Source organism: Desulfovibrio sp. 7SRBS1 (genome assembly GCF_049723905.1).
Taxonomy (GTDB): domain Bacteria; phylum Desulfobacterota; class Desulfovibrionia; order Desulfovibrionales; family Desulfovibrionaceae.
Genome location: NZ_JBJKFD010000001.1, coordinates 4,243,784 through 4,269,143, shown reverse-complemented (window position 1 = coordinate 4,269,143; position 25,360 = coordinate 4,243,784). Strand labels below are relative to the sequence as shown.

Here is a 25,360-nt window from a genome sequence, read left to right as displayed (position 1 = left end):
TGCTCAAAAAGGTACGAGAGCAAGGCGTAAAAAAAACTCAAGGCCGACGCGTATTTTCAGATACGCGAGGGTTTGAGTTTTTTAAAACAACGACGCTATCGTGCCTTTGTCAGCAGCCTGAACGCCGCAGGCGTCCCCTTTTCAGCAACCCCAAGGAGAAGAGATATGCAGACTCTGGACAAAATCAACGTGGCTGAAAAACTCGAACTGATCACCAAGCCCTGGTCGCCCGGCATCATGGGGCAGGTAAACGACATGCACGTCAAGGCGGTCAAGATAGAAGGCGAATTCATCTGGCACACCCACGAAAAAGAGGACGAGATGTTCTGGGTGATGGACGGAGAGTTGATCATGCACTTCCGGGAAAAGGCCGTCACGGTACGCCCCGGCGAGTTCATCGTGGTGCCCCGCGGCCTGGAACACAAGCCCGAAGCGCCCGTCCTGACCAGCATCGTGCTGTTCGAGCCAGCAACCACCGTGAACACTGGTGATGGCCCGGAGGAAGAACGCACACACACGCCGGAATGGATTTAAAAACGCTGTACGGAAGTAAAAACGCTGCGCTGCATATTGTAGTCCGGTGGTATCCACATGCCGCCGGACTCTGGTGAGGGGAAAGCTTTGAGAAGACGGGCTACGAAGCTTTTTTCAACCGCATGTGCAGAAGAGGGAACGGCTTGCCCGAGCCGTCGACCGGGGAGCGGTCCGCCACTTCGAAGCCCATGTGTTCGTAGAACCCAAGGGCCTGCGGGTTCTGTTCGTTGACGTCCACTTTTGTGGTATGCAGGACCTCGACGGCGTAGGCAAGGAGCTGTTTCCCCAGCCCTTTCCCGCGGATATCCGGCGCCATGAAAAGCATCTCTATGCCCTCGCCGGCCACGCCAAGAAACCCGAGAATACGGCCAGACGCATCCTTGCCACAATAGACATCCACCGCGCCCAGCCCCTCGCGGACCAACGGCCGGAAAAACACTATATCCTCTTCCGCCAGAAAGTCGTGCGTCGCCCGAACCGAGGCCTCCCAAACGGCCAGGATTTCCGGGTGATCTTCCACGACAGCGCGTTGAATCTTCATTCTGTCCTCGTCCTGCGGCTTGCGCTTGTGGCTTCCACCAACGTGGATAGCCCATGGTCCTGTGGTGTTACAACCCGTTGGGACAGCACGCAAGTGAGCGGCAGGCCTTAGGACTGCGGTACCGGAAAGCCCGGCTCAGCCTTCCTCGCGCAAGTCGATCCAAGCGCCTTCGGTCAGGCTTGCCAGCTGGTCCGGAACCAGTTGGAACACGGCATGCGGTGTCCCGGCGGCCGCCCAGATTGTTTCGTACGCACGCAGCCCTTCATCCAAAAAAGTACGCAAAGGCTCATTGTGCGCAACCGGAGGCACGCCGCCTATGGCAAAGCCGATGCGCTCCTTGACGAATTTTCCGTCCGCCTTTTCCAGTACAAGCCCGACGGTTTCACGCATTTTTTTCAGATCGACCCTATTCGCTCCGGAAGCTATGATCAGCACCAGGGAATCGGTGCCCTTTTCCTTGAAGACCAGGGATTTGGCTATCTGCCCCACGGTGCAGCCCACGCTGTCTGCCGCGTCCTGCGCCGTTCTTGTGGAGCCGGGGAGTTCGCAGACTTCAAATGTCCCGCCTTTTGCCTCAAGGTATTCCTGCACACGCCGGGCGCTGTTGCTCAGTTTCTCTTTCATGTGGTTTCCTCCAAATGGCAAACGGCCCGCTGCAACACGGGCTGTGCTTTTTTTATGAACGCCGCGTCCGCTGAATTTCATATGGGGTAGGCCTCGGCTCACTGCTCCGAAGAGATCCTCAGGTTCCCTCCTCTCCGGACCTCGGACAACTCGTCCTCTGGACTTCAGATCACTCGTCCTGTGGACCTCGGATCGCTTGTCCTGTGGACTGGCAAACGCTTGTACGCTATAACGCACAGGTAATTTGTATCATCGTGCGTTAAAACGCACAACGGAGAATTCATGCACTCGGGAAATTTCAAGGAAACCATCTCCACCCGGTTGAAAAAGTGCCGCAAGGAAAAAGGCATGAGCCTGGATGCGGCCGCCAAGGTCACAGGCGTGTCCAAGGCCATGCTGGGCCAGATAGAACGCCGGGAATCCGTCCCCACCATTGCCGTGCTCTGGAAAATAGCCAGCGGGCTGGACATGTCCTTTTCCGCTTTTTTCACGGACGAAACACGCCCTCTGTCGCAGGACAGCCTGTTCCCCAAAGACGAAAACATGAAAGTGCGCGTTATTTTTCCCTATTGCCCGGACACGGGAATGGAGATGTTCGAAGTAACGTTGACCAACCATCATAAACAGACTTCCGACGCACATCATCCAGGCGTGGTCGAACACATACTCGTTCTCAAAGGCAGAATGCATGCGTTCTATGACGGTGTGTGGCACCTCCTGCATCCGGGAGACGCAGTTCGTTTTCATGCCGACCAGCCCCATGGCTACGAAGCCGTGGACCCTACCGCCGTCTTTCAGAACATCATCCGCTATATCTGACATCCGTCCTGCCCCCCCTGCGTATCCTCCCAATTTACCATCCGGGGCATTGGTTATAGAGAGCATGAAAACAGCTTTCCCGTTGTTTTTCGCGGTATGTGTGCTATGTCTGGTACATGCCATGGCCAACAAAATTTCCTCTGCGGATAACCCTGCTGACGCTTATAACGGGAATACTCCTCACCACTATTTTCGCGCTTTCAAGCTACAATTACATCCGCAGCACAGATGCCGCCATGGCCATAGCGGACGATCTGCTTGAAGAAATCAATGCCAAGGCAATCATAGAAATAGATTCCCTCTTCTCTCCCGTAGCCGACCTGGGACAGAGGGCGACCGAACTGCCGAACCTGGCTGAAAAACCTCTGCTGCTTACCCACCCGGCCACGTGGTATCTCATCGATACCCTGGCAGCCCATCCGTATATCTACTCCGTTTATATGGGATATGCCGACGACGACTTCTATCAGATCATTTCGCTCAACCCTAAAAGCAAAACAATACGCGCAAAGCTGGAAACCACGAACAACGCCCGCTACGCCCTACGACGGATCATGCGCCGAACCGACGGCCAGCGGGTCGAGGTCTGGAGGTTCCTGGACAGCGGCCTGCGCACCGTCGGTTCCAAATTCAGCCGGTCAACCTCGTTTTATCCCACCATCCGACCGTGGTACCTGGAAGCGACTGCAACCGACGGCTTGATTCAGACTGCTCCCTACCTTTTCGTATCCAGCCGTTCTCCGGGCGTTACGGTGGCACGAAGATTCGACGGGCCCATTCCGGGTGTTTTCGGTGTAGACCTCACCCTGTCTTCCCTGTGCCGCTTTTTGCAAACACAGAAGATCGGTCATCACGGGTTTGCGTTTTTGTTTGGAGAAAATGGCGCGCTCCTTGCCCACCCTGCCCCCGAGCTCACAGTCCGCATCCAGGAATGCAAAGGAGGTCCCTATCTTGCGATGTCGACCATTCCCGCCCTCAAAGCCCCGATTCTAAGCGCCGTGTACAAAGAATTCTCTACAAACGGGAACAAAACCGGCTCCTTCCGCTTCACAGAGTCGGGTGAGGAGTATATTGGACGCATTTCCCCCGTGCCCGACAAGTATATGGAAGGGACCTACATGGCAGTTGTCGCCCCGGTAAGAGATTTTACCGAGGATATCGAAACCATACGCAACGACAACCTGATCTTCGCACTCATCCTCGTCATCGTTTCACTGCCCATCATCATCTTTGTTTCGCGCCAGATTACGGCAAAGCTGAGTCTGCTGAGCCAGGAGGCCGAACGCATCAGGGAGTTCGACCTGAGCGGAACCCCCGACGTTACCTCCCATATCACGGAAATACACAACCTGGGCAAAGCCGTGGGAGCCATGAAAAAGGCCCTGCAGACCTTCGGCCAGTACATGCCGCGCTCCCTGGTAGCCAAAATAGTCACCGGCGAGCTTTCCCCGCACCTGGGAGGAGCCCGGCAGGACCTGACGATCCTCTTTACCGACATTACCAATTTTACGGCCATTTCCGAAGCCATGAAGCCGGAAGCGCTCATGCACCATGTCTCGCTCTACTTCCAGGAACTCAGCTCCATAATCCTGAACAACAACGGAACCATAGACAAATTCATCGGCGACGCCATCATGGCCTTTTGGAACGCTCCCACAAATGATCGGGAACATGTACGCAGGGCATGTCTTGCAGCACTCAGCGCAGCCAGGGCCTCCAACATGCTGAACGAAAAATGGAGGCAGGAAGGCAAGCCCGAACTGCATACAAGGTTCGGTCTGCACACGGGCAACTGCATCGTAGGCAATGTGGGGTCGGTGGACAGAATGGATTATACGGCCATGGGCGACGCGGTGAATATCGCATCCCGGCTGGAAGGGCTGAACAGGCACTTTCAGACCCAAATCCTCGTAAGCAAAAAAATACGCCAGCGGGCCGGAGATGAATTTGTTTTCCGTCCCGTCGGACAGGTGGTGCCCAAGGGCAAGACTCTTCCGACAGCCATTTACGAACTCATGGGGCTGGCCGACGAGGTTGCCCCCCAGCACAGAGAGCAATGGCGTGCAGCCCACGTTGCCTACACGAACAGACAATTTCAGGAAGCTGCCGATATTCTCACCCGTCTTTGCGATGATTTCCCGCACGACGGGCTGGCCCGGCTGTTCAAACAACGAGCCTTGGACTACATAGCCTCGCCCCCTCCGGACGACTGGAACGGGGTGGAGCTCATCACCACGAAGTAGGAAACCGAAACCGGGATACAGCCATGCGCTGGAGTTTGCTGATAGTACTGATGGCGGTTCTGTCCGGCCCCATGTACCCAACCGCCGGAACGGCGGCGGAGGTCACCTTTTGGACTTCCGAAACACCGCCGGAACGCGTGGCGGTAGTAACCTATCTTGCCAATGTGTTCATGGCGCTGCATCCCGACATCAACGTCCGGGTGGTCAGCATCGACGAAAACGACCTTTTGCAGCAGGCAATCGCCAAGCAGGGGACGCCCCAGGCTCCCACCCTGGTCAACACCGGGGGCGAGCTCATTGCCGCGCTGGGAGAAAAACATCTTCTGGACACACGGGCGGCCACAACATTCGTCGATTCCATAGGAAAAAAGCGATTCTTCAAGGGAGCCCTCAAATTTCTCGCCATGCCCAAGGCTGGCTACTACGGTGTGCCGCACCACGGATGGGTACAGTGCATCTGGTATAGGGCTGACTGGTTTAAAAATGCCGGGCTCGCCCCCCCAACCACCTGGAAAAACATTCTCAAGGCGGCAACGCATTTCAACAATCCGGAAAAAGGAATCTACGGCATACTGGTGGGAACCAAAGCGGACATGTATGCCGAGCAGGTTTTTACCCAGATAGCCCTTTCCAACAACGCCACCATGTTTACCCCGGCTGGAAGGCTCGCGTTCAACTCCCCCCGCATGGTCGAAGCACTGGATTTCTATCTGCAACTTGCGAAAAACACTCCGCCCGGACCACAGACATGGCGAGGGCGCGACTTTTACATACAGGGGCGTCTGGCCATGCTGTTCTACTCAACATTCATCATGGACGACCTGGCCCTCTCCAGTGCAGCTGCAGATTCCCTGGGCACCACGAATTTCAAGAGCCTGACCGGCGCGCGATTTGATCCGTTTCTTGCCGAAAACACCCAGATGACCCCGACGATTCACCGACAAAGCACCAGTGGATACGGCACCATAAACGGATTCGCCCTCTTCAGGATTGCCGATTCCAAGACACGAAAGGCCACAATCGAGTTTCTGTCGTTTCTCTACCAGCCGGGGCCCTACACGGAATGGCTGCATATGGCACCGGGCGGCATGATGCCCGTGCTGCGGGGAATGGCAGAAAACGAACCCTTTATCCGCGACCCACAAGGGGTTTTTCGCAGATACGGTCGGCCCAAGATACGCCGTATCCTGTCCGGGCTGGACTCGGTACGCAGCTTCGGGCTTGTGAAAGGACACAGAAATCCCCTGGCCTCGATTATTTATGCGGAACAGATAATCCCCAAAATGATAGTAAAGGCGAAAAACAAGGAAATGACTCCGGAACAGGCCGTTGCCTGGGCAGAACAGGAAATGCGGCGCGTAGCCGCGGAGTATGCGGGTGGCGTCTCCAGACCTACGGATTGTGATCTTCCAACTCGTCGCACCCACGCAGAAAAGAAATGACCTTCTCATGGCTGGCGGGATAGTCGAACTTGGCGAGCAGGAAGGCCAGTTCCGCCTCGAAACCAGGAAGAATGTCCTTCAACGCAGGTTGCAGATCATAAAACATGTTTCGTGCTTCCAGGTCGTGCTGCTTCAGCAGATCTGCCAATTCCGCCAGCTGGGGCCTTAGGACGCAGGCCTTCGCCGTGCAGGGAGCCGAATCGGAAGACGTGGTAACCGCAGAGCTGGGAAACGCGGCCAGGATACTGTTTCTCACCAGGGCCAGTTCGGCATCAAACCTCTCCAGAAACAGCTGCGGTACTGGCCTCTTGTCCCTCATGTCGTACTCGATTTGCCTGAGCATTTCGTACAGACCGTCAGCCCCAAGGTTTCCGGCAATGCTCTTCAGGCTGTGCGCCGCGGTATAGGCATTGGTGTAATCCCCCCTGGAAATCATCATTTTGAGGTGGGCCCACTCATTGCCGCAATCGCTGGCGAAACTGCCCAACAACCTTCCATACAAGGCTTCATTACCGCCCAGCCGCCCCAATCCCTTGCGGATATCAACACCGGACAATTGGGGAAAGGATGTTTTCCCAGAACCTTTTGAGGATGACGCCTTCGTCGGGAAATCCTTCCCTTCTTCAAACTCCGGCAACCAGCTCGAGAGCACCTCGATAAGCTGCCTGGGGTCGATTGGCTTGGTTACATGGGCATTCATGCCTGCCGCCAGACTCTTCTCCCTGTCGCCGGTCAGCGCATGGGCGGTCATGGCAATGACGGGGAGGTTCTGAAACTTCGGGTCTGAACGGATTTCCTTGGTGGTCTGGATGCCATCCATCTCCGGCATCTGGATATCCAGAAAGACAACGTCGTAATTTTCCTGGGCAAGCATTGTCAGTGCTTCTTTGCCATTGTTGGCAATATGTACGGATACCCCTGCGTGTTCGAGAATTTCCTTGGCCACCTGCTGATTGATTGCATTGTCTTCGGCGATCAAAACACGGGCTCCGGAAACATTGGGGGGAATGTCGAAATCCATGGTGGCGGAACCTGCCAGCCTCGAGGTACAGGATCCACCACAAAAGATGTTCATGATGGTATCGAACAAAATGGAGCGGTTGAAAGGTTTCAGCATAAAGCCGTCCAGCCTGGCCCACTCCATCCGATGCCGTGTTTCCTGGTAGCCGTTCGCCGTAAGCATGATCACATGCGGCGGATGTTTGAGCTGTTCCGACTCCTTGATCCTCCGGGTCAGCTCAATGCCATCCATATCTTCCATTCTCCAGTCGGTGATGACCAGTTTGAAGGGATCGTCGGCATCATGTTCACGAAGCCATTGCAGGGCGGTATCCCCGCTTGGTGTATCCCGTACAACAAAGGAGAAGGATTCCAGAATATACCCCAGGACAAAGCGGGACTTTTCGCTGCCGTCCACTACCAGTACACGCATACCCTGCAATTCGTTCGGGGTTGCTCTGTAGTGCTCTGTGTGGCCCGACTGCAGTTCGAACGGAATGGTGAATGAAAACTCGCTTCCCTTGCCCTGCTCGCTTTTGAGCTGCATCGTGCCGCCCATTTTCTCTACAATTCGTTTGCTGATGGCCAGCCCCAGCCCGGTGCCCCCAAACTTGCGGCTGATGGAACCATCCGCCTGCATGAATGGTTGAAACAAAGCCGCGCCCTGCTCCTCGGAAATGCCTATCCCGGTATCATGCACGGAAAAACGGATGGTCGCCTTGGTTGCTGTTTCCTCGACAAGATCGGCGGAAATGATCACTTCCCCGGACTCTGTGAATTTGATTGCATTCCCCACAAGATTGAGCAGGACCTGCCCCAGCCGCAAAGGATCGCCCACCAGCAGATTGGGGACGGAGCTCCGAACCTTCAGCAGCAATTCAAGCCCCTTGTCCTCGGCCTGCACGCCCAATATATGGGCCGTATTGTTGATGACGTCATCAAGCAGAAAATCGATCTTTTCCAGATCGAATCTGTTTGCCTCTATTTTTGAAAAATCGAGGATATCGTTGATAATGGAGAGCAGGGAGCTGGCCGCCAGGGAAACTTTGGTCAGATAATCTAACTGCTTGGCTGTGAGGTCCGTTTTGAGGGCAAGATGCGTCAGGCCGATAATGGCATTCATCGGGGTGCGTATCTCATGGCTCATTCTTGCCAGAAATTCACTTTTTGCATTGTTGGCATTTTCCGCCTCCAATCTGGCCTGTTCCAGCTTTTGCCGCCCTTTTTCCCGGCTGCGTACATACCTGGCGCGTGTAAAGGAGCCGAAAAGAATGATGATGAAAATCCCCAAAAAAAGACTGAGATACCCTGTGAAAATCGTGAAGCTGGATGCCGCTATTACCGACCTGGGGGTAAAACATACAACCTTCCATTCACGGAGGGTGGCCTGTGTGCTCAGGGACTTTCGCGGGGGGATCTCCAAAGTGGAAAAAGTGTACTCGCCGCTTGGGGAAGCGAATTGTCCGGAGGCTGATGCTTTGATGGTTTTCCATTCGTCGGGGTACAGCGAAGCAAAAGATACCTCCTTCCTGTCGTTGAACATGAACCCCCACTCCCGGCTTTTATCCGGCGAGAAGAGCCAATACCCATCGCTGTTCAGCAGCTGGCTCTGCATCGTGCCGCTCTGTTCCTTCGCGATGTTGCTCAGCATGTGCTGGCCGAGATAGTTGAGTATGATGATGCCCAAGCGCTTCCCGTCGTATCCTTCAATGGGCGCGCAGACTCTGATCATCGGCTTGAAGGGGACCTCGATTTCTCCATGTTCCATGTTGAGATCAAAGGGCGAGACATAGAACTTCCCGGGGGGGAGATTGATCGCCTCTTTGAAGTAATACCTGCTGCTTTTATTCTGCAATTTGTCCTGCGGCACGACGGCAGGATTTCCGTCATTATAATTCACCCGCACCAGTTCCATCCCGTCGTTGTTCAGGATTCTGACCTGGTCGTATTTTTGGCTGATTTTACAGAGAGAAAAAAACTCCCGTTCGACATCGCGCCGGGAAGTTGAAGAGTTCGTCGTCATAAACCGCCGGAGTTCAACATGGCTTGACAGGAGTTGCAAATCAACAAAGAGGTCTTGCAGGTCCCTGGTTATGGACATGGATGCCATATCGTTTTGTATCGATTCGGAGAGCCGACGAGACCGCTGGAAGGAGGAAACATCGGTAGTATACATGGCGTACAGGCCTACTCCGGCCAGAACCGAGAAAAAGAGCATGGTGGCAAAAAAACTACGTAAATCTACCGCAAACCAGTCGTTGTTTTTTTTCATGCCTCACAATCCTGTTACCCGTAATTTTGACATTCATATTGCCTACAGCCTCAAATAGCGTATATTATATTCTACATCTATATTTAGAGGCTTATTTTTGAGTAAATACAGGCAAAAAGCCTTTATGGCTTCCCTGGTGAAAGGCCTGAAGCCTATTCGTTTTTTAAGAGGATACCAATGCCCTTTATGCAGAAGCAGACAGTGTTAGTTGTTGACGATGTTCCTCAAAATTTGGACGTCCTCTGCGAAGTATTGCAGGACGACTACCGATTGAAGGTCGCCCTCAACGGAGCGGAAGCCCTGGCAGTCGCCCGGTCGGCAGATCCGCCCAACCTCGTGCTCATGGACATTATGATGCCCGTCATGGACGGGTACGAGGCCTGCAAAAAGATGAAGGAGGATTTGCGTACCAGAAACATTCCCGTGGTGTTTGTTACGGCACGTGGGGAGGAACGGGACGAAACCTACGGCTTCCAGGTAGGGGCGGTGGATTATATTACAAAACCAATCAATCCTGCCGTGGTCAAGGCCCGCGTCAAGACGCACCTCTTGCTGCATAATCAGAATGCTGTGCTCGAGAAAAAAGTGGCCCAAAGAACGCACGACCTGAACGCCACGCGTTTGGAAATAATACACCGGCTCGGCATTGCTGCAGAATACAAGGACAATGAAACCGGTATGCATATCCTCAGGATGAGCAGATATTGCAACGTGATCGCGCTTGGTATGGGGATGAGCGAAACCGAGGCGACGCTTCTGCTCAATGCCGCCCCAATGCACGATGTGGGCAAAATAGGCATACCGGACAGTATTCTCAACAAGCCGGGCAAACTGACCCCAGAAGAATGGAAAACCATGATGACCCACACGACCATTGGAAGTGAGATCATTGGTGACCATGACTACGATCTCATGGTCGTAGCAAAACAGATTGCACTGACCCACCATGAAAAATGGGACGGCAGCGGATACCCCAAGGGATTGTCGGGAGAAAATATTCCCATTGAAGGGCGGATATCCGCCATTGCAGATGTTTTTGATGCCCTGACATCCCGCCGCCCATACAAGGAGGCATGGCCGGTTGAACAGGCAAGGGAGCATATTCTCAAGGAGCGGGGCATACATTTCGACCCGACCGTAGTGGATGTTTTCGAGGCAAGCTGGGATGTGCTCCTGAAAATCAGAGACGAGCACAGGGAGTGATTGGGTCGCGTGTGAGGTGAAGGGCCGCATGAAAGAAAAAAGACCAACCACAAAAGTGACTGGTCTTTTTTCTTTTTCAGGTGGCGGAGACACGCGAAGCCGCCCGCAGGGGCGCGGCACAGGACGTGCCGCGATCAACCCGCAGCCCATCTTCTTACAGGCCGCAAAAAAAGAAAAAGGACCAATTACATACGTAACTGATCCTTTGATCTTCAGCTGGCGGAGCGGACGGGACTCGACGATTTTGCAGGATGGCAAAATCGGACGGCGGAGCCACGCGAAGCCGCCCGTAGGGGCTGTAAGCTTGCACTCAAAATGAGAAAATCCGTCATTTAAAATGAGAATTTTCCCTACCCCGTTTTTCACCCTGGTCCGCTCTTTGCTACGCGCGTGCGCGTGAGCCACGCTGCTCTAAAAACGCCTATTTAGCTGTCAAAAAACTCGACTACTCCGGCCAGCCAGCCCAGCCCCGTACGTCCAAACCCAACAGCGTTTCAAGATCAGACCCGTCGATTTCAGATTCAAACGTATTCGATGCGGTACGGATCTCATCAGTCGCATCGAACCGCTGATCTGTAGGGGCGCTGCGGAGGGTGTTGGTCTGGCGAATCAGTGAATCTGCAACCGTATCCACCCCCCATACTGCAACGATCCTGCGCTGTGCCTCAGATTTGATAGCCGCAACCGTTTCTGCTTTTACTCCTGGCAACAACTCCGCAGAATACACCTCCGTTGCAGTCAGCGTCTCGCCGTCCCATGTAAAGCAGCCAGGACGCCAATATTTCGGCAGCTCTGCGACTTCGATGACCCGCGCATTATCTGTGCGAGTCGTCGAGTCAAAAGAGTTTCCAGCGCGAGTGCCTTTGTCCGTAAGGGTTGCGCTGGGGCCGTAGACTGCAACACCATTTTTTATGATAAGAGTTTGCATACATTACCTTCTGTTTTGTATACACAATTTGCCGTAATACGAATTATCTCCAGCGCGATCATTTAAAGCAGTAATGCATTTAATATCTGATAAAGGCACACAAGCAACGCTTTCACTTCTGTTTGGCAAAATATTGAACGTATCTCCTGAATTAATAACTAGCCCGTTTAACGTTGCAATTAGACTTTCAACCGATGTTCCTGTTCCAATAGATAAAAGAAACATTTCCTGGCTTAAAGGAGTAAAATCGAAAGGCATGTTTGCGATGACACCGCTTGTTAACTTATCAACTGTTACAGTTTCTCCGGCTGTGATTGTATTTGTGTCACTGTTAAACTGGAGGGCGATCAGCTTAAATAAAGAACTAGCATCTATCCAGCACATAACAAAAACACTCCCAATAGCTTTCACTACAGGGTTTCGAAAATTTGCGATAACTGGAAAATCTGACCAATCAGTAACGTACGATATCCCGGAACCCGTATCGGATACATCCAGCACCCGGTATTGCTGAATAAACTCTGATGTTGATTTTCTGGCCCATACCACAAAATTCCCCCCTGTAGTAAAAAAACAACACACGTCATCCATAGATAATAAAGTGTCATACGGGAAGGGTGCTTTAATAGATAAATTCGGCCCCACGTTACTAGTATTATTTTCAGGAAAGTACATGGCCTGTTTCACATAAAAGCTAAATACTCCGCCGAGGTCTGACACACATAACAGTACGGCCTTATCATCTGTATATGGAACTATTTTTATTCCATTTATATAGCTAGTTGTAGCCACAGTCGCGGCAGACACAGTTATAGTATCATCTTCATTATCTGTTATAAAAACGATACTTAACTTATTTGAATTAGCTTCGTCATTCCACCCAAGACAATATCGTGTGGTTGTACATTGTGCAACGTCAGCAATATTGTCGTTCAGCCCGTTTGCTATAAATAATTGTGTCCCAACATCTATCGTATCATCGCTATTAATAGTTATTCTAGAAAAATATAAACTATAACTTTTTTGATAAAAAACTGAAATCACATTGCTGCTGACAGCGAATGCCCAAAGTCTGTACACTGTAGCCGTTTTGAACGTCTGCAGCGTACCTGGGTCGATAATGTACCCAGCCTCTACTATCCTCCCCCCTACGCTGCCTTCAGCGTAATCGAAGATGGCCCACAGACCGGTCGTCTTATCAAGAAGTATGCACGCGCGAGCTTGATTAGGTTCAAGCGTGCCCAGCGCACCGCCGATAGTGTGATTATCAGCATCTTGAATGGTAACCGCACGGCTACCCACGTTGAAAAAAATATACGGCACACCGTCTTGTCCTAGTGTGGATGCCAGGGGAAGGTGGACAACCAACCCATCAACAGTGGGCTCAACCGCAAGCTTTCGACTCGAAGACTGAGTAAGTTGCACGTCACCTGAGATTTCAATCTTTTCCGCTCCACCACCGCCTGCGGGAGCGTCCTTCAACACGTACCCTGCGCCCTGGGCCGTGGGAATTTTCCCATCATTTCCAGCAGGGTCAGGCATCAGCGGCACAGGCAACCAATTCGTATGCGTCGCGTCGGTTTCCGGCGCAACGCCAGTGCTCGGAGAAACTGCAAAATACAGCCGTCCGTTCCGCCAAACAGCGCCTGATGTATACGGTTCGTCAGGTTCCCACAGCTTCGCATTCACAATCGCAGCCGCCGCATCCCGCATCGTTTGTGCCTGCGCCGCGCTGTCCGTAGCCGCTTCCTTCGCCGCCTCAATCGCCCCAGCATTCTCCTCGACTTCCCCGGCCAGGGTGTTCATCGCTCCAATCGACACATTCATGCCCACCAGAGCGGCGGACACATCGAGCAGGCACTTATCCATTTTCTTTGAATAGTCAGGCGGCGCGGTCTGGCGCTGAGGAACGTCCGACACTTCTGGGACTTGGGGAATACGAGTACCGGCCATTTTACATCCTCCCGATTATCGTCACGCTCTCGCGCACGTTGTTTTTTTTTGTCCATAGCAACGCGTGTTTTTGAAGCACCCCCAAAACGCGCCAAACACCATATTGTGGGGCATTGTTAGAAACCAGTTCAAAAACCGCGACCTGCCCCTTTAACGCCTTCAGACGGTCGTGGTATATCGACATTGCCGTTTCCGGTGCCCGGACGCTTGCAGTTAGCCGCGTGTACTGTTCGCCGGGAACCAGCAATCCAGCAGTCCCGGTAATCTGGGTGTAATCCACGTCCTCTAAGTTCAGTTGAAAAACAGTCGTTCCCAGGTCTTGAGATTGTCCCACATGCGCAAAGCCTAGACGTACTTTAGCCTCGGGCCGCGTCAGCGTCACACGCAGCCGAGCGGACGGATAAGTTGGAATATCAACCGAATACTGTTTATGAAGTTCGACCGGTGCGTGCACGTACTCCCACGCATTGGTGACGTTGTCATAAACGAGGCTTTCCGATCCGCCTTCGCGCTCTACCTCTGTGCCGTCTTCCAGCTTTTCAAATATCTTCCATTCAACCGTGGCAGCCCGCACATCAAACAGACTGAGCCTGTTGCACCAGCTGGCGGACACATCGATCCAAATTTTGCCGTCAGCCTCAGACGCCGTCGCAACCCCGTAATCAACGCACGCCCAGCGGTTTGATGCCCCATCCAACAGCCAGACCTTCGGATTCTCCGCAGGCTTTTCGCCCTGGCTGGCAAGCAGCGCAGTGTATTCCCGGTGTTCATCTTGCACCTGTGTCCCAGCAGCATAGCTCGTGCCCTCAACCCACTGCGGCAAAGTGCTTTCTGAAATCGACGAGTCCAGCAGATTGTTATCGACCAACGAGCGCACAACAATCATGCTGCACGCTCCCTGGGCAACCCGGTGCGGTCCCACTTTTCGAGCACGTCGCGCATGAGCTGCAACTCGGTAATGATCGAGCTACCCATCGCTTCCAGATCAAGCCGCAACTCTGCGATTTCGCTACGAGTGGAGAGCATCGAATCCAGCATCCGATCCCACACCCCGACCATTCCAGTAGTCTGACCGGTGGAGAAATATTGAGCAGGGCCTGTAACCTCCAGCTCTGGGCCTGTCTCACCGACAAGACGCAGCCCGCCGACGTGGTAGCCGCCGCGCGCAAAACCAGGAACGTGGCCTTTGCCCCATTTGAGGTAGTTTTCGTAATCACTCAAACCGCTTGATGACTGATTCTGAGCGTATCCCGCAGCTGCTTCTGCCACTGAGCTATACTTGCCGTCGGCGACGAGCTTTGCGTACTTCGCTTGGCGGTATGCGGCGGCGTCAAAATTCGACTCCAAGATTGTACCGGTCGCGCTGGCAGCTTGCTGCAAAGCATTCTGAGCAGACTGATATTCCGTCCGTGCTTGCGCCAACGTCACAATCTGCGTCGAAATCCCTTTCAGAGTGTTCAGCTCTTCCTGGGATGTCGTTAATTGTGCGCGTAGCAGTTCGGCTTGCGACTCAGCAGAAGTCGCGTGCCGTGTCGACAACATCTCGACGTCAGCTAGCGTCTGCTGCACCAAGAGAAAGTCGCTTCGATACGCGCTCCAGTTTGAATTCGTATCTTTGCTGGACTGGAGAAAATCCGTGCTTACACTGGTCAACTTTTCAATCGCGTCGGTATCGCCAAGCCGCGCCCGACGTGCAAGCTGTTCAAATTCATTGCGTTGTAGTGCGTACTGTTGAGTGGGGGAGAGGATCGTCAGGCTGTCGTTCGTCCAGTTCCCTATGCGGGCATCTCGCATCTGGACAGAATACCGCTCGAACTGATCCCTGAGTTTTTCCTGTTCCGTCAACTGGGTCTGGAGCAGGTTCGTCTGAACTTCCAGCGCGTCAACGAGCTGGCTTTTTGCGCTGTCGCGCCAGTCCTGTACGCTGCCAAGTGTAACAGCGTCGCCGCTGTTAATGCGGGCGAGCAGTTCCATGCCGTCGCGAGAAACGACGCCTTCACCTAGTGTGAGAGCGGCAAAGCCATCGTCGCCGGTTGGGACTACCAGCCGATCAACGACACCGCCCTGGGCCAATCCGCTGACGCCACCGTGCCCGTCGTTATACCCGCCGCCTGTGCCTGTGGAGGAACCTTTTTCACCGCCGACGTTATGTCCTTCGCTGCCGTCATGATGACCGCCAGAATCATTCCAGCCGCCAGACAGCTTGCCGCCGTATTCACCGTAACGGTCACGGGCTTCACGGCTACGGTATTCATTTAACCCATCAGACAGAGCATTGAACGTCTGTTGGACTTTTGCGGGATCAAGCAAATCTTTTGCAGCTATAGGCGTCATCACAACGGTTTCGCCGGGCTGAACAACCCCGCCTTGCAGTTCAACTGACGGCACATCGAGATTCAGGCCTGAAATGTCATCAGCCCAGCCCATCCCGGCAAATTCAGCTCCCAGGGTTTTTGCAGCATACTCTTGCATTGCCTGAGTCATGCGGAGGCCTTTCGACCATCCGTACTTTGACTCCATTGCGTCTTTGAATGTTTCCTGATCCCTAAGATCGAACGCGTCAGCCACGGCAGCAACAGCAAGTGCCGTAACAGGGGAGAGAGCAGCAGCCAAGAGACCTGCGGGGCCGGGGATACCCAGTACAGAAGCTATCGCAGTATTTAAAATTTTTGCATACGGTGCATACTCAGACACACCCAGGTAGTAACTGCCAACGTCGCCGATCATATTTCCAAGGAACCCACCGACCACACCGGATGCGACTCCGGCCATTGCGTAGTCAAACGCAAAGCCTCGTGCTTTCCCCATATCGATATTTAGTCCGGTGTCCTTTAATTTTTCGGCCTGTCCCATTATTGACGTAAAATTGGACACCCCGGCGGCAATGCCTGCTGTCAGCGAGGAAAGGGCATTTGATACCCCCATCCCGGCTACGTCCGGGTCTTGCGTGTCATATGAAAAATCAAGCGCAGCCCCGGCCTGAACATATCCAGTCATTTTGTCAAAATATTCGCTTTTGGACAGCCCTCCACCGTTCATTGCGGCGTCAATCGCCAGCGACTGTTTTGGAGGAATAACGGTTTCATTCTTGAGCAACTTCGCGACAATCTCGTCTTGAGTCAGCCGGATCGCCCCTGTGTGATACGACGAAAGGAAGCCGCCGATAAAATTTGCGCCGAAGTCTATCAGTTGCGACGTCGCCCAGGCTGCCGCCATGTCCGTCACGGTACGCGTCATTGTAGAGAGCAGCGAATCCCAGAAAGATTCCCAATAATCTTCCAGGGACTTCATATCGCCTTTGATTGCGTCAAACAGCATGTCGCCAGCAGTGTCGCCCAGGGCGCTCATGGCATCCCGGCCAAACTCCTTCATGGACGTCCATGTCTGCTCAAAAAGCATCTGCTGGCGAGAATGCGCGTCGGTCCAGACCACCAGCTCCTCGCCGATCTTCGCCTGCATGAACGTGAAATAGTCATCGGCGTAGTACGCCCGGCGCTCGTATTCTGCCTCCGACGCTTTCAAGCGCTGGTCATTGCGCTCACGATCCAGCTGGTACAATTCCTGGCTGTACCAGACCTCCAACGCCTTTTTGTCCTCAACGTGCTGCTGGGCGTAGTCGTACTGCTCCCGGAGCTTCCGTTTCTTTATGTCCCAATACTTCTCATCCAAATATTCAAAACCCTTCACCATTTTCTGATGAAGAGATTCCTGCTTCGTTTTGCTTTTCTCGATTTCTTCGGTTTCTTCTTTCAAACGCCGTTTCGTGATGTCCGCAGCCTTGGCCGCGTACCACTCGTCCAGCTTGACGCTGTCCACGCCTTTCTGTTTCAGCGCCTTTTTCTCTTCCTCCAGCGCCCACAGTTCGTATTCATACTTTTTCTTGGTCAGCTTGGCCGTTTCTTTGGTCAGCGCTGCTTCTGCTTTCAACCGTTCCTTTGAAACAGTCGTAACAGTGTCCAGCACGCCGTGGATGCTTGCGCGGGTCTGTTCGGTCGCTTCAGCCTGGGTAACTGGAATTTTGGCGATTTCATCACGTACACCGCGCACAGCATTTGCAGCGGTGTCGTATCCCCGCGCGGTATCCATCATGTCGGTGATGACACTATCAACCGCTGCCGATGTTCCGGCCTGCCACTCCCGGACAGACTGTAAAGCGGAATCGAAGGGGTTAACGTCCAATTGACCAAGTTTCACGAGGCCGTCGAAGAGTAAATCAATAGGTGTCAGAACATACCGGAATCCCTCAATCAAATAGTTCAGAGCTTGCAGCAACCCGTCAACAGCGCCCACGCCAGCCAATTTTAACGCGTTCCAACCCTGGTGGAACACCTCAATTACGCGGATAGTGCCGACAATCGAATCGGCCACCAGCAAAACGCCGTCCTTTGCCAGCTCCATCAGAAATTGCCGGTTGTTCTGTATCCAGGTTCCCCACTCGACGAATCGGTCCTTTGCCAATCCCATCAAGTCGATGAAGAACTGATTCTTTGTAATCACAAACCCCAGCTCTTCTTCTGTATCGCCCAAAGCGTTTGCAGCTTGCGTCTGGGCACCGGCAAAATTTTTAGTTGCAGCAGCTGCCGCACCCCCGAATTCGCTTTCCAGTTCGCGCAAAATTACCATCTGCGCGGCCATCACATTACCCGTCTCTACTAACGACTTAATCTGTGCCTTTTGGCCCTCTGTGAACGTCACACCAACACGACTCAAAGACGACAGCCCGGAAATCGGATCGTTCAAGGCCTTGCCCAGTTGAACCATCGTCGAATTCAGCCCGCTGGCACTGACCTCGCCATTCCCCATCACGGTCGCCATGTCCAACGCGGCCATGGTCGCACGCTCAAACGCCTCCCCACGCACCTGCTTGAACGTCGCCAGCACAGACATTCCCGACAGCGTCAGCTCGTCACCAGCCGTCGTGGCCTCCTGGATGCCGCTTGCCATCGCCTTCAACTGAGCAAGATTGTACCCGGCAGCGTTCCCCGTCGCCCGCAGTGTCGCCCCTAAACGGTTCTCAGCACCTTCCTGGATGTTAGCCAGGTTAACCCAGTCGGCAGCAGCCCCTTTCAGTTTTGCCAGGGCCAAATACGACGCGCCCAGGCCAACCGCACGTTTCGCAATCCGCATCAAAGATTGGTTCGCGAGATCAGCCTGGGTATTCAGGTGTTTTGCGCTACTAGACATAGCGCCGAACGACTTGGAGCCTTTCTGCCCAGCGGTCTCGACTTCCTTGCCGAACTGCCGGATTTTGAGCGACCCCTTGTCGTCAACCTGAATTTCGATATTTAGCGTCGTGCTATTGCCAGCCATTGGTCCAACCGTTCTTTTTCTCGGCGTTGTTCAAGCCAAGTCTTTACGCGTGCCAGGTCTGTCCATTCTTCCAGTGTCAGGTCATTTGCATGGAGCGGGTAACCGGCCCCTTGCAGGTTCACAAGCCCCAGCAATTTCAGCGTGTACGGGTGCAGATCGTCGCGGCTTTTTTTCGGGCAGTTTGCGCAGGTCCATTCGATGTTTTCCCCGAACTCCGCCTCGCATTTTTCCCGCTCTTGCTTGGTGCAGAGTCCGCGCCCTAGCGCCACGAGATCCGCAGTTAGTTTTTTTCAGCATCCGCCGGGTCTATTGTGTCGTCAGGGGTGTCATCTTCGGAGGGATCTTCTTCCTTCTCTCCCAACCCCACAGACAAATCGAAGACCTGAACTGCCAATGTTTCGATCACATCCCCGGCGTGGTCGGCCAAGTAGTCTTTCCAATCGGGGCAGTAGATGGGGCTGGAAGGATTGCTGGACATAGGTTTCCATTTGCCGTTCTCATAACGTTCAAAATCACCGTCTTTGAAACCGGTCAGAATGAGCTGTCCATACTTCTGTCGAGTCTCCGGCGTTTTGTTCTCAACCCGTCCTTTCTTGTCGCGAACGGTCCGGGAGTTGTCGTAGCCCAAGCGTTCTCGCGTCGTGGGCATGCGGTAGTAAAGTGTCATTGTAGAGTCCGACAAATTGTCGTTCAGAATCAATTCATGCTGCTCTGCATTTCCCAAGCGTCGGGCCATATCTCTTGCTCCTTGTATTGCTGGTTACGCGGCGTACTGAGACACCAGATTCTTGACGCGCACAATCACGCTGCCGTGCGTCGCGTCCTCCAAAACGATCAAATCCCCGGCCTCGGCCAACCGCTTGCCATCGGCGGACAGCGGGGCGGCGGTGATACCGACTTTCGGGAAAATCAGTTCCACAGTGTACTTGTGTCCCGGCTCATATTCAGCGCCTTCGCAAATCACATGCACACCAAAGGTGTCGCTTGTTTCCAGATAGCGCTGGAGCAGATACTCCCTCACTTCCCGGTTCAGCTTGATTGTTTGGGAACGTCCGTCACGGAATGCGCGGGACGCGTACTCGCCGCCAGCGCCGGGCACGAATTCAATCTGGAGATTGTTGCTCAAACTCCATTCCAGCGATTTGAACTCGGAATTGATAGACCGACCGCCTTGGAACGCGCTGCCGTCCCACTTGCCGCCGACCGTCACGTTTGCTTGCGCAACGCGCAGCGGCGTTTCGATCACGCGGCCAGGGAATGCGGCCCATGCAGGTTCCGGTGGCATGTACAGGATTTTGTAATTCCGCAGGTCTGTGCTTTCACCAGGGGCTTCAATCGTCAGCTCTGCGGGTACGGCATCGGAAACAGCTGTCACGGTAACGGGCGTCCAAACACCGGCGGCCAGCTCCACTTGTACAATCTGTACGTTGTCCAGCCGTTCACCCGCTTCAGCCCCATGCACACCGTTGGCGGCCAGAACAAGGGCAGTCGCATTCTCGGCAGCGGAGACAACTTCTTCGGTAACCGTCTTTTCATGCTTGCCCGTGCCCTTGATCGTGCCGGACGCTGTTACCCAGCTATCCGCCGCGAATGTCGCGGAGATGGAGTCAACGAACATGGACGCAAAACGCCGCTTCACAACAGTCTTGCCGTAGCGTTGTGCGGCGGGCATTGAGGGCAACGAACGCTTGGTATCGAGGTCTCCGTCAATCGGGCGAAACGTGTGCAAATATCCTGTGCCGGCTGCTACGGTTTCGACCACGCCCAGGCCGAATGCGGCAAGCAGGGCGAAATCTCCCGGCTTGGCTTTCTCGAACGAAAACGAGCAGCCAGCCGTCGCGCCCAGATCGTACACTGTGTCGGGTTCTTCACGCCCGGTTGCCTCGTCCGCGTTGTTCTCCCGGCGCGGCTCCAAGTTCAGCATATCCCCGGTGGCGACCATCAGGGTCGTATCCAGGTCCTGGAATTCGTTGAGCGCAGTTTCTCCGGTGTTGGCGGAGACGGCGATTAAATTATGTGTAACGCGGTGGGACCTCACTTGTTCCCTCCTTGCGGCTCATTCTGTAGAGGCCGCTTTTCAACGGGCTTTTCAGCCGTCTTCTTGGGCGTGGGCACGCGGACCTTTTCAAATTTGGCCGCATCGCCCGCCGGTATTTCCGTATATTCCGCACCCGGCTCAAAACGCTGCCCGGCCCGGGGGCCGTCGGCAGCTTCAAACGGAGCGGCCGATTTCTTCAGCCTGTAATTCATGGCCTTTTCCTCTCTCGGATAAATTCAAAGGTCAGCAGCTTGCGTTGCAGCAGTTCCCGGTCATCGCCGAACAGCTCACTCGCTGCCTCGCGTGCGCAAAACGCGCTGATCATGCCGTCCAGGCCCAGGAGGTTTTCGTCGAGCACTCGGTTTACATCGCGTGCAATGTCCACAATGCCCTGACGCCGGGTATTGCCGATCACCGCTTCTTCCGGGTCATGCTCCTGACTGTAGACGCACACGGTTACGCGCAAGGTTTCGTCCAGGTAGCCACCTGCAAGCTCCTTGCGGACCACATCGCCGTCCTTCACTCCTAGGGCCGGGAACTTCGCGCCGTGGGGTATAAAACCCTCATACGGGGTTACATACACATCGCAGCCCCGCACGTAGTTCAAAACCGGGCTGGCCCGGAGAGCGTCGCGCACGGCAATCAGCAGATCGCGCATTTCAGACTCCCACTCCCGGCCCGAAACGGATCGGCGCAATCGGTTTTACTTCCTCGGCAGGAGGCGGCGGTGCAGGCAATTCACGCATTTCAAAACCCCTTCAGGCTATCCCGGTCGAACAAACGAACGTTGCCGGAAAAATCCGACACAACAGTCCCGGACGGCGTTCCGTCCGGATCAGCCACTCCCAAGGAGATGGTTCCTCTGGCGACTTGCTCCAGGAATCGGATTGAATCCTTGTAGCGGGCCGTACGGTTTTCATCCGCGCCACGGCGGCGGGAATAGATATTGTAAATGGCAATGTCGCAGCAGCATTTCCGAATAATCGCCGGGACCGGGGCCAGGGGTACGGCGTTCCGCACCCCCACGTACCCGTCAATTTCGCACGACGCGTCGCTGAGAGCCTGATTCACTCGGTCAAGATTCACGCCGCCGGTATTTTTATCGTCAGTGCAGCGCACCAGCTCGTCAGCGTCGATAGCTTTCAACAGGTCCTCATACGTCGCGTACATGGCTACTTGTCCTTGCCTTTCTTGGCCTTGGCATCGGCTTTGTCGTCTTCAACGTCCACGACAACCAGCATGGGTTCGGCCTTCAACACGGCCAGCTCGCCAGCGGTAAACCTGTCGTCGGGGTAATCAGTCGGTTTTTCCGTGTGCGCGACACCGCACCGGCGGAAGCCGTCGCGTTTGCTGGTAATACGTATGGGCATAATGTCCTCCGTTTTCTCAAGTTAAGTGCAAGACGCTTTACGCCAGCCAGGAAACGTTCAGCAGCTCGGCAGTTTCGAACCACTCGTTTGTTGCACCGCCTGCAAGCTGGGAGTTTTTCAGGATTTTGCGCCCGGCGCTTTCCAGAGTGGGGGGAACAACCAGGTGCGTGGGAGTAATGCCCAACGGTTTGTCTTCTTCCGTCTTCAAGCTCATCATTGCGGCGCGGGCAGCGGCGTAGTTTTCAGGCGTCAGCTCCTGCTTGGAGCCGTAGGCAAGCTGCCACAACCCGAATCCGACGTTTTTCCGGTCGTCCACGCCGTAGAGGAATTCCTTACGGCGAAACACGTTTTCGCTTTTAGGATCATCCATTTCCACGAACTGCGGTTTCCGACGAATCTGAAAAACAAGCGGTTTGATAGGGCGGGACAGGTCAAGCAGATACCAGGGCGTACCGGTTCCACCGCCAAAGTTGGAAACGGACGTACCGCCCATGTCGTGGTCGGTGTCAAAGAAATACTGGCCGTCAAAGCATGTCGCCGCGAAACCGCTTTTGAGCAAGGCGAAAACCAGCTCGTCGGGATGCGTGGCCGCTTCATGGGCAAGGCCCTGAATCAACGGGGTGTAGACGCCGATCTTGTCGTCTTCGATGTCGTCCCGGTCTACCGAAATAGTGGATTCAAAAGGTTTGTTCTTGATTGTGTAGGTAAAGGCGCTCAGGTTTTTAACCTGCCGTTCCCCAATCCATTCGCGCATCTTGGGGAATGCCCCCAGCCACTTGTAGTCCTCTTCGCTACCGTCGCTCGGGGCCTGCATGGCAACGATTGGCCACTGCGGCTGTCCCCCTTGGAATGCCTGATTGAATATGGTTTTGAATCCCCGACCAATCCCGGCCAGGGCGGCTTGGTTGATAATCATGTTTTTTTACTCCTTGCGGTTAGGCGATTTCGATCCACACGCCGCCGTCAGATTCCAGGCCCACGCATTTGCCAGCGGTAATGCTGTTGGTGCCGCCGTCGCTGGAAACAGTTTCGGCGTCGACCACGTACACGGTTTGGCCCACCTGGACGCTGGTCACGGGGTTGGTTCCATCGTTGTCGAATTTGAACGCCCGCTTGCGGCGCAGAGTGACGGACTCAGCGCCGTCGCTGCCCAGGCGGTTGTCAATGTGCGTTTCAATCCGGCCCAGCACGGTCAGCCCGGCAGCGTCAGCAGCGGGAACCGCGTAGCCTGTGGCATTCACAGCGCCCATCTTTCCCGCCTCCAGCAGTGTGGCCCCAGCGACGCATACTACAACCAGCTCGGCGTCCATCATGGGGGTATTACGGTCAGCCATGGTTACTCCTCCCCGTCGGGGCCGTACTTTTTGTAAGTTTCAGCGTCGATGCCCATCTTCTTATTGATCTCAAGCTGAAGCGCGTCCGCTTCGGGATCAGTCGCGTCCGTGTCGGTTTTTGGGGCGATGTCCGCCAGCGGCACCGCGCTAAACTTGGGGCGGGACAGGACAATCAGCTCAAACTGTTTCGGATCGGACGCGGCCAGGTCATTGCCCCATGTTTTGGCTTCAGCCGGGGTAATCTGACCGTTCTTCAATGCCTCTTCCACAACGCCGGTGGCCTGGAGCGTGTTAAGCCGCTTCTTCAGGGCCTCCAGTTGCTGGCCCAAGTCGCTTGCGGCCACGCCACTGGCGGACAGTCCTTTGATCTTGGCGACAACGGTTTTGCTGTCAGCCTTTTCGTCCAGCTCCAGGGCCGTCAACACGTCCTTGCAGGCAACAACGGTCGCCTTGTCATCATGGGCCTTCAGCTTGGTTTGCAGTTCATCGCGATCGTCGAGGACGCCTTTCAGCACTTCGACCGCCTCAGCCTCTGTTGCGTCGGGCTTCAATCCCAACAGTTTCAGAAACTCGTTCATGTCAGGGCCTCCTGTTGTGAGTTTCATATTTTTAGCGGCCAACAATTCAGCCACGTTCTTCATGCGGGGTTGGTTGGTCAGGGCAACGTTGTAGAGTTCCACAATCCGCCGGTCGGAGGTCCTGCACAAAAAGACAGGGCTGTGGTAGCGGTATTCCCGGCGCTCGATGTACCCCTTGGCCTTGTCGGTCCATTCCGCCCGCGCATACAGGCCGTCCCCCTCGCGCCAGTCCAGCTCCCGTATCCACCCGGCGGCAGGGGCCTCGCCGCCGGTCAGCGTCTGGTGCTCGTAGTCGATCACCACGTCATGCTGGAGTGACTCGAAATGCCGCAGGATCAGCGCCGCACCTTCTGCGTCCATCACAGCATCGGGGCGGTCTTCAATCAGTACCCGGCCAGCAGGGAACAGCTGTATCCACTCCGGGACGCCATCGCCCAAATCCTGTGCCTGCTTCAAAACAACAAGTTGTGTACTCATCCGTGTCCCTCACTTGGCGGTCATTCGGCCTTTGAACTAGTTTTGAACTAGTTCAAAACCCTGAACCCTTCCGGTTGTCCGCATTGCGCTGTAAAACGCGCTACGGGCGAAATTTTGAAAAATCCGATCATCCGCGCACCACATGCTCTGCCAGCGTGGTTTTGATGCGTTCCCAATCCTGTTCATGGATAAGAAGAAAAGGACGGGCCGAAATGTCGCCCCAGGGCAATTTCATCCGGCGCTGGTGCGCCCGGACGTCATGTCCGCCGCGCTTGTGCGCCGGAACCTGCACAACAAACGTCCCGAACGAACCGCGCTTGGCTCCGAACTGATGGACCGGCGCATACTTTTTGTTCGTGCCAATCAGCACAGAATTCTTCAGGGGCCGGGCGCTGATGGACCCAACCAAACCGCCTGCAAAGCCCTGGCGACGTAAAATCTTGTTCCCCTTGCGGCGCTTCAGTGTTGACGGTTTCAGCGGTGCCCAGGCGGTAGGGCGTCCGCCTGCCTCGAAATTCCTAATTGTGGACGTGCGCAAAAGCTGGCCGATGGATTTCATGGCCGGGCTGTTGTCCACCATGCGGCGTTCAACGCTGTTCAGGTCGGCCAGCAGCTCTTTTGCACGGACTATGTAGGAGACACCGTTCATTTGACTTTTTCCTTGAAATCCCTATTGTAATTTCAACGATGGTTCC

General features: G+C 54.5%; 24 protein-coding genes. 6 read left to right on the top strand and 18 right to left on the bottom strand.

The window, feature by feature from the left end; genetic code table 11:
* Nucleotides 1-165 precede the first annotated feature (165 nt).
* Nucleotides 166-534 carry a cupin domain-containing protein gene (locus tag ACI0FJ_RS18815; RefSeq protein WP_424305992.1) on the top strand — a complete coding sequence of 123 codons (369 nt, stop codon included), beginning with the start codon at nt 166-168 and terminating at the stop codon, nt 532-534.
* Nucleotides 535-634: 100 nt separating this feature from the next.
* Here the strand turns inward: ACI0FJ_RS18815 and ACI0FJ_RS18810 are convergent, their stop codons facing one another.
* Together ACI0FJ_RS18810 and ACI0FJ_RS18805 are read right to left on the bottom strand one after the other, a co-directional pair.
* Nucleotides 635-1,075, bottom strand: a complete 441-nt coding sequence (locus ACI0FJ_RS18810; protein ID WP_424305990.1) for a GNAT family N-acetyltransferase — start codon at nt 1,073-1,075, stop codon at nt 635-637.
* 135 nt (nt 1,076-1,210) lie between these two features.
* Nucleotides 1,211-1,699: a YbaK/EbsC family protein gene (locus ACI0FJ_RS18805; protein ID WP_424305989.1), complete on the bottom strand. Its 489-nt coding sequence runs from the start codon at nt 1,697-1,699 to the stop codon at nt 1,211-1,213.
* A gap of 282 nt (nt 1,700-1,981) precedes the next feature.
* Here ACI0FJ_RS18805 and ACI0FJ_RS18800 point away from each other — a divergent pair, with 282 nt between their 5' ends.
* From ACI0FJ_RS18800 to ACI0FJ_RS18790, 3 genes are all read left to right on the top strand, one after another.
* Nucleotides 1,982-2,518: a helix-turn-helix domain-containing protein gene (locus ACI0FJ_RS18800; protein WP_424305987.1), complete on the top strand. Its 537-nt coding sequence runs from the start codon at nt 1,982-1,984 to the stop codon at nt 2,516-2,518.
* 116 nt (nt 2,519-2,634) lie between these two features.
* Nucleotides 2,635-4,761: an adenylate/guanylate cyclase domain-containing protein gene (locus ACI0FJ_RS18795; protein WP_424305985.1), complete on the top strand. Its 2,127-nt coding sequence runs from the start codon at nt 2,635-2,637 to the stop codon at nt 4,759-4,761.
* A 23-nt stretch (nt 4,762-4,784) separates the two neighbouring features.
* Complete coding sequence (locus ACI0FJ_RS18790; RefSeq protein ID WP_424305983.1) at nt 4,785-6,203, top strand: ABC transporter substrate-binding protein; 1,419 nt, start codon at nt 4,785-4,787, stop codon at nt 6,201-6,203.
* Here the strand turns inward: ACI0FJ_RS18790 and ACI0FJ_RS18785 are convergent.
* Nucleotides 6,154-9,474, bottom strand: coding sequence for a response regulator (locus ACI0FJ_RS18785; RefSeq protein WP_424305981.1), 3,321 nt, complete (start codon nt 9,472-9,474; stop codon nt 6,154-6,156). The two genes, ACI0FJ_RS18790 and ACI0FJ_RS18785, sit on opposite strands and share 50 nt — an antisense overlap.
* 177 nt (nt 9,475-9,651) lie before the next feature.
* Here ACI0FJ_RS18785 and ACI0FJ_RS18780 point away from each other — a divergent pair, with 177 nt between their 5' ends.
* Entirely contained in the window at nt 9,652-10,677 is a 1,026-nt protein-coding gene (locus ACI0FJ_RS18780; RefSeq protein ID WP_424305979.1) for a response regulator, read from the top strand.
* A gap of 28 nt (nt 10,678-10,705) precedes the next feature.
* The gene (locus tag ACI0FJ_RS18775; protein WP_424305977.1) at nt 10,706-10,996 is read left to right on the top strand and encodes a hypothetical protein; all 291 of its coding nucleotides are present in this window, start codon (nt 10,706-10,708) and stop codon (nt 10,994-10,996) included.
* Nucleotides 10,997-11,122: 126 nt separating this feature from the next.
* Here ACI0FJ_RS18775 and ACI0FJ_RS18770 read toward each other — a convergent pair whose 3' ends face one another.
* The 15 genes from ACI0FJ_RS18770 to ACI0FJ_RS18700 all read right to left on the bottom strand — a co-directional run bounded on the left by ACI0FJ_RS18770 (nt 11,123) and on the right by ACI0FJ_RS18700 (nt 25,314).
* Nucleotides 11,123-11,605 (bottom strand): hypothetical protein, encoded by a 483-nt coding sequence (locus tag ACI0FJ_RS18770; protein WP_424305975.1) that lies wholly within the window; start codon nt 11,603-11,605, stop codon nt 11,123-11,125.
* 3 nt (nt 11,606-11,608) lie between these two features.
* Nucleotides 11,609-13,558, bottom strand: a complete 1,950-nt coding sequence (locus tag ACI0FJ_RS18765) for a hypothetical protein (protein WP_424305973.1) — start codon at nt 13,556-13,558, stop codon at nt 11,609-11,611.
* A 1-nt stretch (nt 13,559) separates the two neighbouring features.
* Nucleotides 13,560-14,444 carry a hypothetical protein gene (locus ACI0FJ_RS18760; RefSeq protein WP_424305971.1) on the bottom strand — a complete coding sequence of 295 codons (885 nt, stop codon included), beginning with the start codon at nt 14,442-14,444 and terminating at the stop codon, nt 13,560-13,562.
* Nucleotides 14,441-18,868: a hypothetical protein gene (locus ACI0FJ_RS18755; RefSeq protein ID WP_424305969.1), complete on the bottom strand. Its 4,428-nt coding sequence runs from the start codon at nt 18,866-18,868 to the stop codon at nt 14,441-14,443. Before ACI0FJ_RS18755 ends, ACI0FJ_RS18760 begins: the two co-directional genes overlap by 4 nt.
* Nucleotides 18,844-19,137 (bottom strand): hypothetical protein, encoded by a 294-nt coding sequence (locus tag ACI0FJ_RS18750; protein WP_424305967.1) that lies wholly within the window; start codon nt 19,135-19,137, stop codon nt 18,844-18,846. The genes ACI0FJ_RS18755 and ACI0FJ_RS18750 overlap by 25 nt, the downstream gene beginning before the upstream one ends.
* A gap of 11 nt (nt 19,138-19,148) precedes the next feature.
* Nucleotides 19,149-19,604, bottom strand: a complete 456-nt coding sequence (locus ACI0FJ_RS18745; RefSeq protein WP_424305965.1) for a hypothetical protein — start codon at nt 19,602-19,604, stop codon at nt 19,149-19,151.
* Between the two features lie 24 nt (nt 19,605-19,628).
* A complete protein-coding gene (locus tag ACI0FJ_RS18740) occupies nt 19,629-20,906 on the bottom strand; it encodes a hypothetical protein (RefSeq protein ID WP_424305964.1) in 1,278 nt (425 codons plus the stop codon).
* The gene (locus tag ACI0FJ_RS18735) at nt 20,903-21,118 is read right to left on the bottom strand and encodes a hypothetical protein (RefSeq protein WP_424305962.1); all 216 of its coding nucleotides are present in this window, start codon (nt 21,116-21,118) and stop codon (nt 20,903-20,905) included. Before ACI0FJ_RS18735 ends, ACI0FJ_RS18740 begins: the two co-directional genes overlap by 4 nt.
* Complete coding sequence (locus tag ACI0FJ_RS18730) at nt 21,115-21,564, bottom strand: hypothetical protein (protein ID WP_424305960.1); 450 nt, start codon at nt 21,562-21,564, stop codon at nt 21,115-21,117. The genes ACI0FJ_RS18735 and ACI0FJ_RS18730 overlap by 4 nt, the downstream gene beginning before the upstream one ends.
* An 89-nt stretch (nt 21,565-21,653) precedes the next feature.
* Complete coding sequence (locus ACI0FJ_RS18725; RefSeq protein ID WP_424305958.1) at nt 21,654-22,076, bottom strand: gp436 family protein; 423 nt, start codon at nt 22,074-22,076, stop codon at nt 21,654-21,656.
* 2 nt (nt 22,077-22,078) lie between these two features.
* On the bottom strand, nt 22,079-22,276 hold the full coding sequence (locus ACI0FJ_RS18720) for an HI1506-related protein (RefSeq protein WP_424305956.1): 198 nt from the start codon (nt 22,274-22,276) through the stop codon (nt 22,079-22,081).
* 37 nt (nt 22,277-22,313) lie between these two features.
* On the bottom strand, nt 22,314-23,192 hold the full coding sequence (locus ACI0FJ_RS18715) for a Mu-like prophage major head subunit gpT family protein (RefSeq protein ID WP_424305954.1): 879 nt from the start codon (nt 23,190-23,192) through the stop codon (nt 22,314-22,316).
* Between the two features lie 19 nt (nt 23,193-23,211).
* Nucleotides 23,212-23,610: a hypothetical protein gene (locus tag ACI0FJ_RS18710; RefSeq protein ID WP_424305953.1), complete on the bottom strand. Its 399-nt coding sequence runs from the start codon at nt 23,608-23,610 to the stop codon at nt 23,212-23,214.
* A 2-nt stretch (nt 23,611-23,612) separates the two neighbouring features.
* The gene (locus ACI0FJ_RS18705) at nt 23,613-24,665 is read right to left on the bottom strand and encodes a phage protease (protein ID WP_424305951.1); all 1,053 of its coding nucleotides are present in this window, start codon (nt 24,663-24,665) and stop codon (nt 23,613-23,615) included.
* Nucleotides 24,666-24,792: 127 nt separating this feature from the next.
* Nucleotides 24,793-25,314 (bottom strand): phage virion morphogenesis protein, encoded by a 522-nt coding sequence (locus ACI0FJ_RS18700; protein WP_424305949.1) that lies wholly within the window; start codon nt 25,312-25,314, stop codon nt 24,793-24,795.
* Nucleotides 25,315-25,360: the final 46 nt, after the last annotated feature.

Excerpts from the sequence above, each read along its gene's own strand:
- ACI0FJ_RS18815 (WP_424305992.1), top strand. The coding sequence starts at position 166 with ATGCAGACTCTGGACAAAATCAACGTGGCTGAAAAACTCGAACTGATC.
- ACI0FJ_RS18810 (WP_424305990.1), bottom strand. The coding sequence starts at position 1,075 with ATGAAGATTCAACGCGCTGTCGTGGAAGATCACCCGGAAATCCTGGCC.
- ACI0FJ_RS18805 (WP_424305989.1), bottom strand. The coding sequence starts at position 1,699 with ATGAAAGAGAAACTGAGCAACAGCGCCCGGCGTGTGCAGGAATACCTT.
- ACI0FJ_RS18800 (WP_424305987.1), top strand. The coding sequence starts at position 1,982 with ATGCACTCGGGAAATTTCAAGGAAACCATCTCCACCCGGTTGAAAAAG.
- ACI0FJ_RS18795 (WP_424305985.1), top strand. The coding sequence starts at position 2,635 with ATGCCATGGCCAACAAAATTTCCTCTGCGGATAACCCTGCTGACGCTT.
- ACI0FJ_RS18790 (WP_424305983.1), top strand. The coding sequence starts at position 4,785 with ATGCGCTGGAGTTTGCTGATAGTACTGATGGCGGTTCTGTCCGGCCCC.
- ACI0FJ_RS18785 (WP_424305981.1), bottom strand. The coding sequence starts at position 9,474 with ATGAAAAAAAACAACGACTGGTTTGCGGTAGATTTACGTAGTTTTTTT.
- ACI0FJ_RS18780 (WP_424305979.1), top strand. The coding sequence starts at position 9,652 with ATGCCCTTTATGCAGAAGCAGACAGTGTTAGTTGTTGACGATGTTCCT.
- ACI0FJ_RS18775 (WP_424305977.1), top strand. The coding sequence starts at position 10,706 with ATGAAAGAAAAAAGACCAACCACAAAAGTGACTGGTCTTTTTTCTTTT.
- ACI0FJ_RS18770 (WP_424305975.1), bottom strand. The coding sequence starts at position 11,605 with ATGCAAACTCTTATCATAAAAAATGGTGTTGCAGTCTACGGCCCCAGC.
- ACI0FJ_RS18765 (WP_424305973.1), bottom strand. The coding sequence starts at position 13,558 with ATGGCCGGTACTCGTATTCCCCAAGTCCCAGAAGTGTCGGACGTTCCT.
- ACI0FJ_RS18760 (WP_424305971.1), bottom strand. The coding sequence starts at position 14,444 with ATGATTGTTGTGCGCTCGTTGGTCGATAACAATCTGCTGGACTCGTCG.
- ACI0FJ_RS18755 (WP_424305969.1), bottom strand. The coding sequence starts at position 18,868 with ATGGCTGGCAATAGCACGACGCTAAATATCGAAATTCAGGTTGACGAC.
- ACI0FJ_RS18745 (WP_424305965.1), bottom strand. The coding sequence starts at position 19,604 with ATGGCCCGACGCTTGGGAAATGCAGAGCAGCATGAATTGATTCTGAAC.
- ACI0FJ_RS18735 (WP_424305962.1), bottom strand. The coding sequence starts at position 21,118 with ATGAATTACAGGCTGAAGAAATCGGCCGCTCCGTTTGAAGCTGCCGAC.
- ACI0FJ_RS18730 (WP_424305960.1), bottom strand. The coding sequence starts at position 21,564 with ATGCGCGATCTGCTGATTGCCGTGCGCGACGCTCTCCGGGCCAGCCCG.
- ACI0FJ_RS18725 (WP_424305958.1), bottom strand. The coding sequence starts at position 22,076 with ATGTACGCGACGTATGAGGACCTGTTGAAAGCTATCGACGCTGACGAG.
- ACI0FJ_RS18720 (WP_424305956.1), bottom strand. The coding sequence starts at position 22,276 with ATGCCCATACGTATTACCAGCAAACGCGACGGCTTCCGCCGGTGCGGT.
- ACI0FJ_RS18715 (WP_424305954.1), bottom strand. The coding sequence starts at position 23,192 with ATGATTATCAACCAAGCCGCCCTGGCCGGGATTGGTCGGGGATTCAAA.
- ACI0FJ_RS18710 (WP_424305953.1), bottom strand. The coding sequence starts at position 23,610 with ATGGCTGACCGTAATACCCCCATGATGGACGCCGAGCTGGTTGTAGTA.
- ACI0FJ_RS18705 (WP_424305951.1), bottom strand. The coding sequence starts at position 24,665 with ATGAGTACACAACTTGTTGTTTTGAAGCAGGCACAGGATTTGGGCGAT.
- ACI0FJ_RS18700 (WP_424305949.1), bottom strand. The coding sequence starts at position 25,314 with ATGAACGGTGTCTCCTACATAGTCCGTGCAAAAGAGCTGCTGGCCGAC.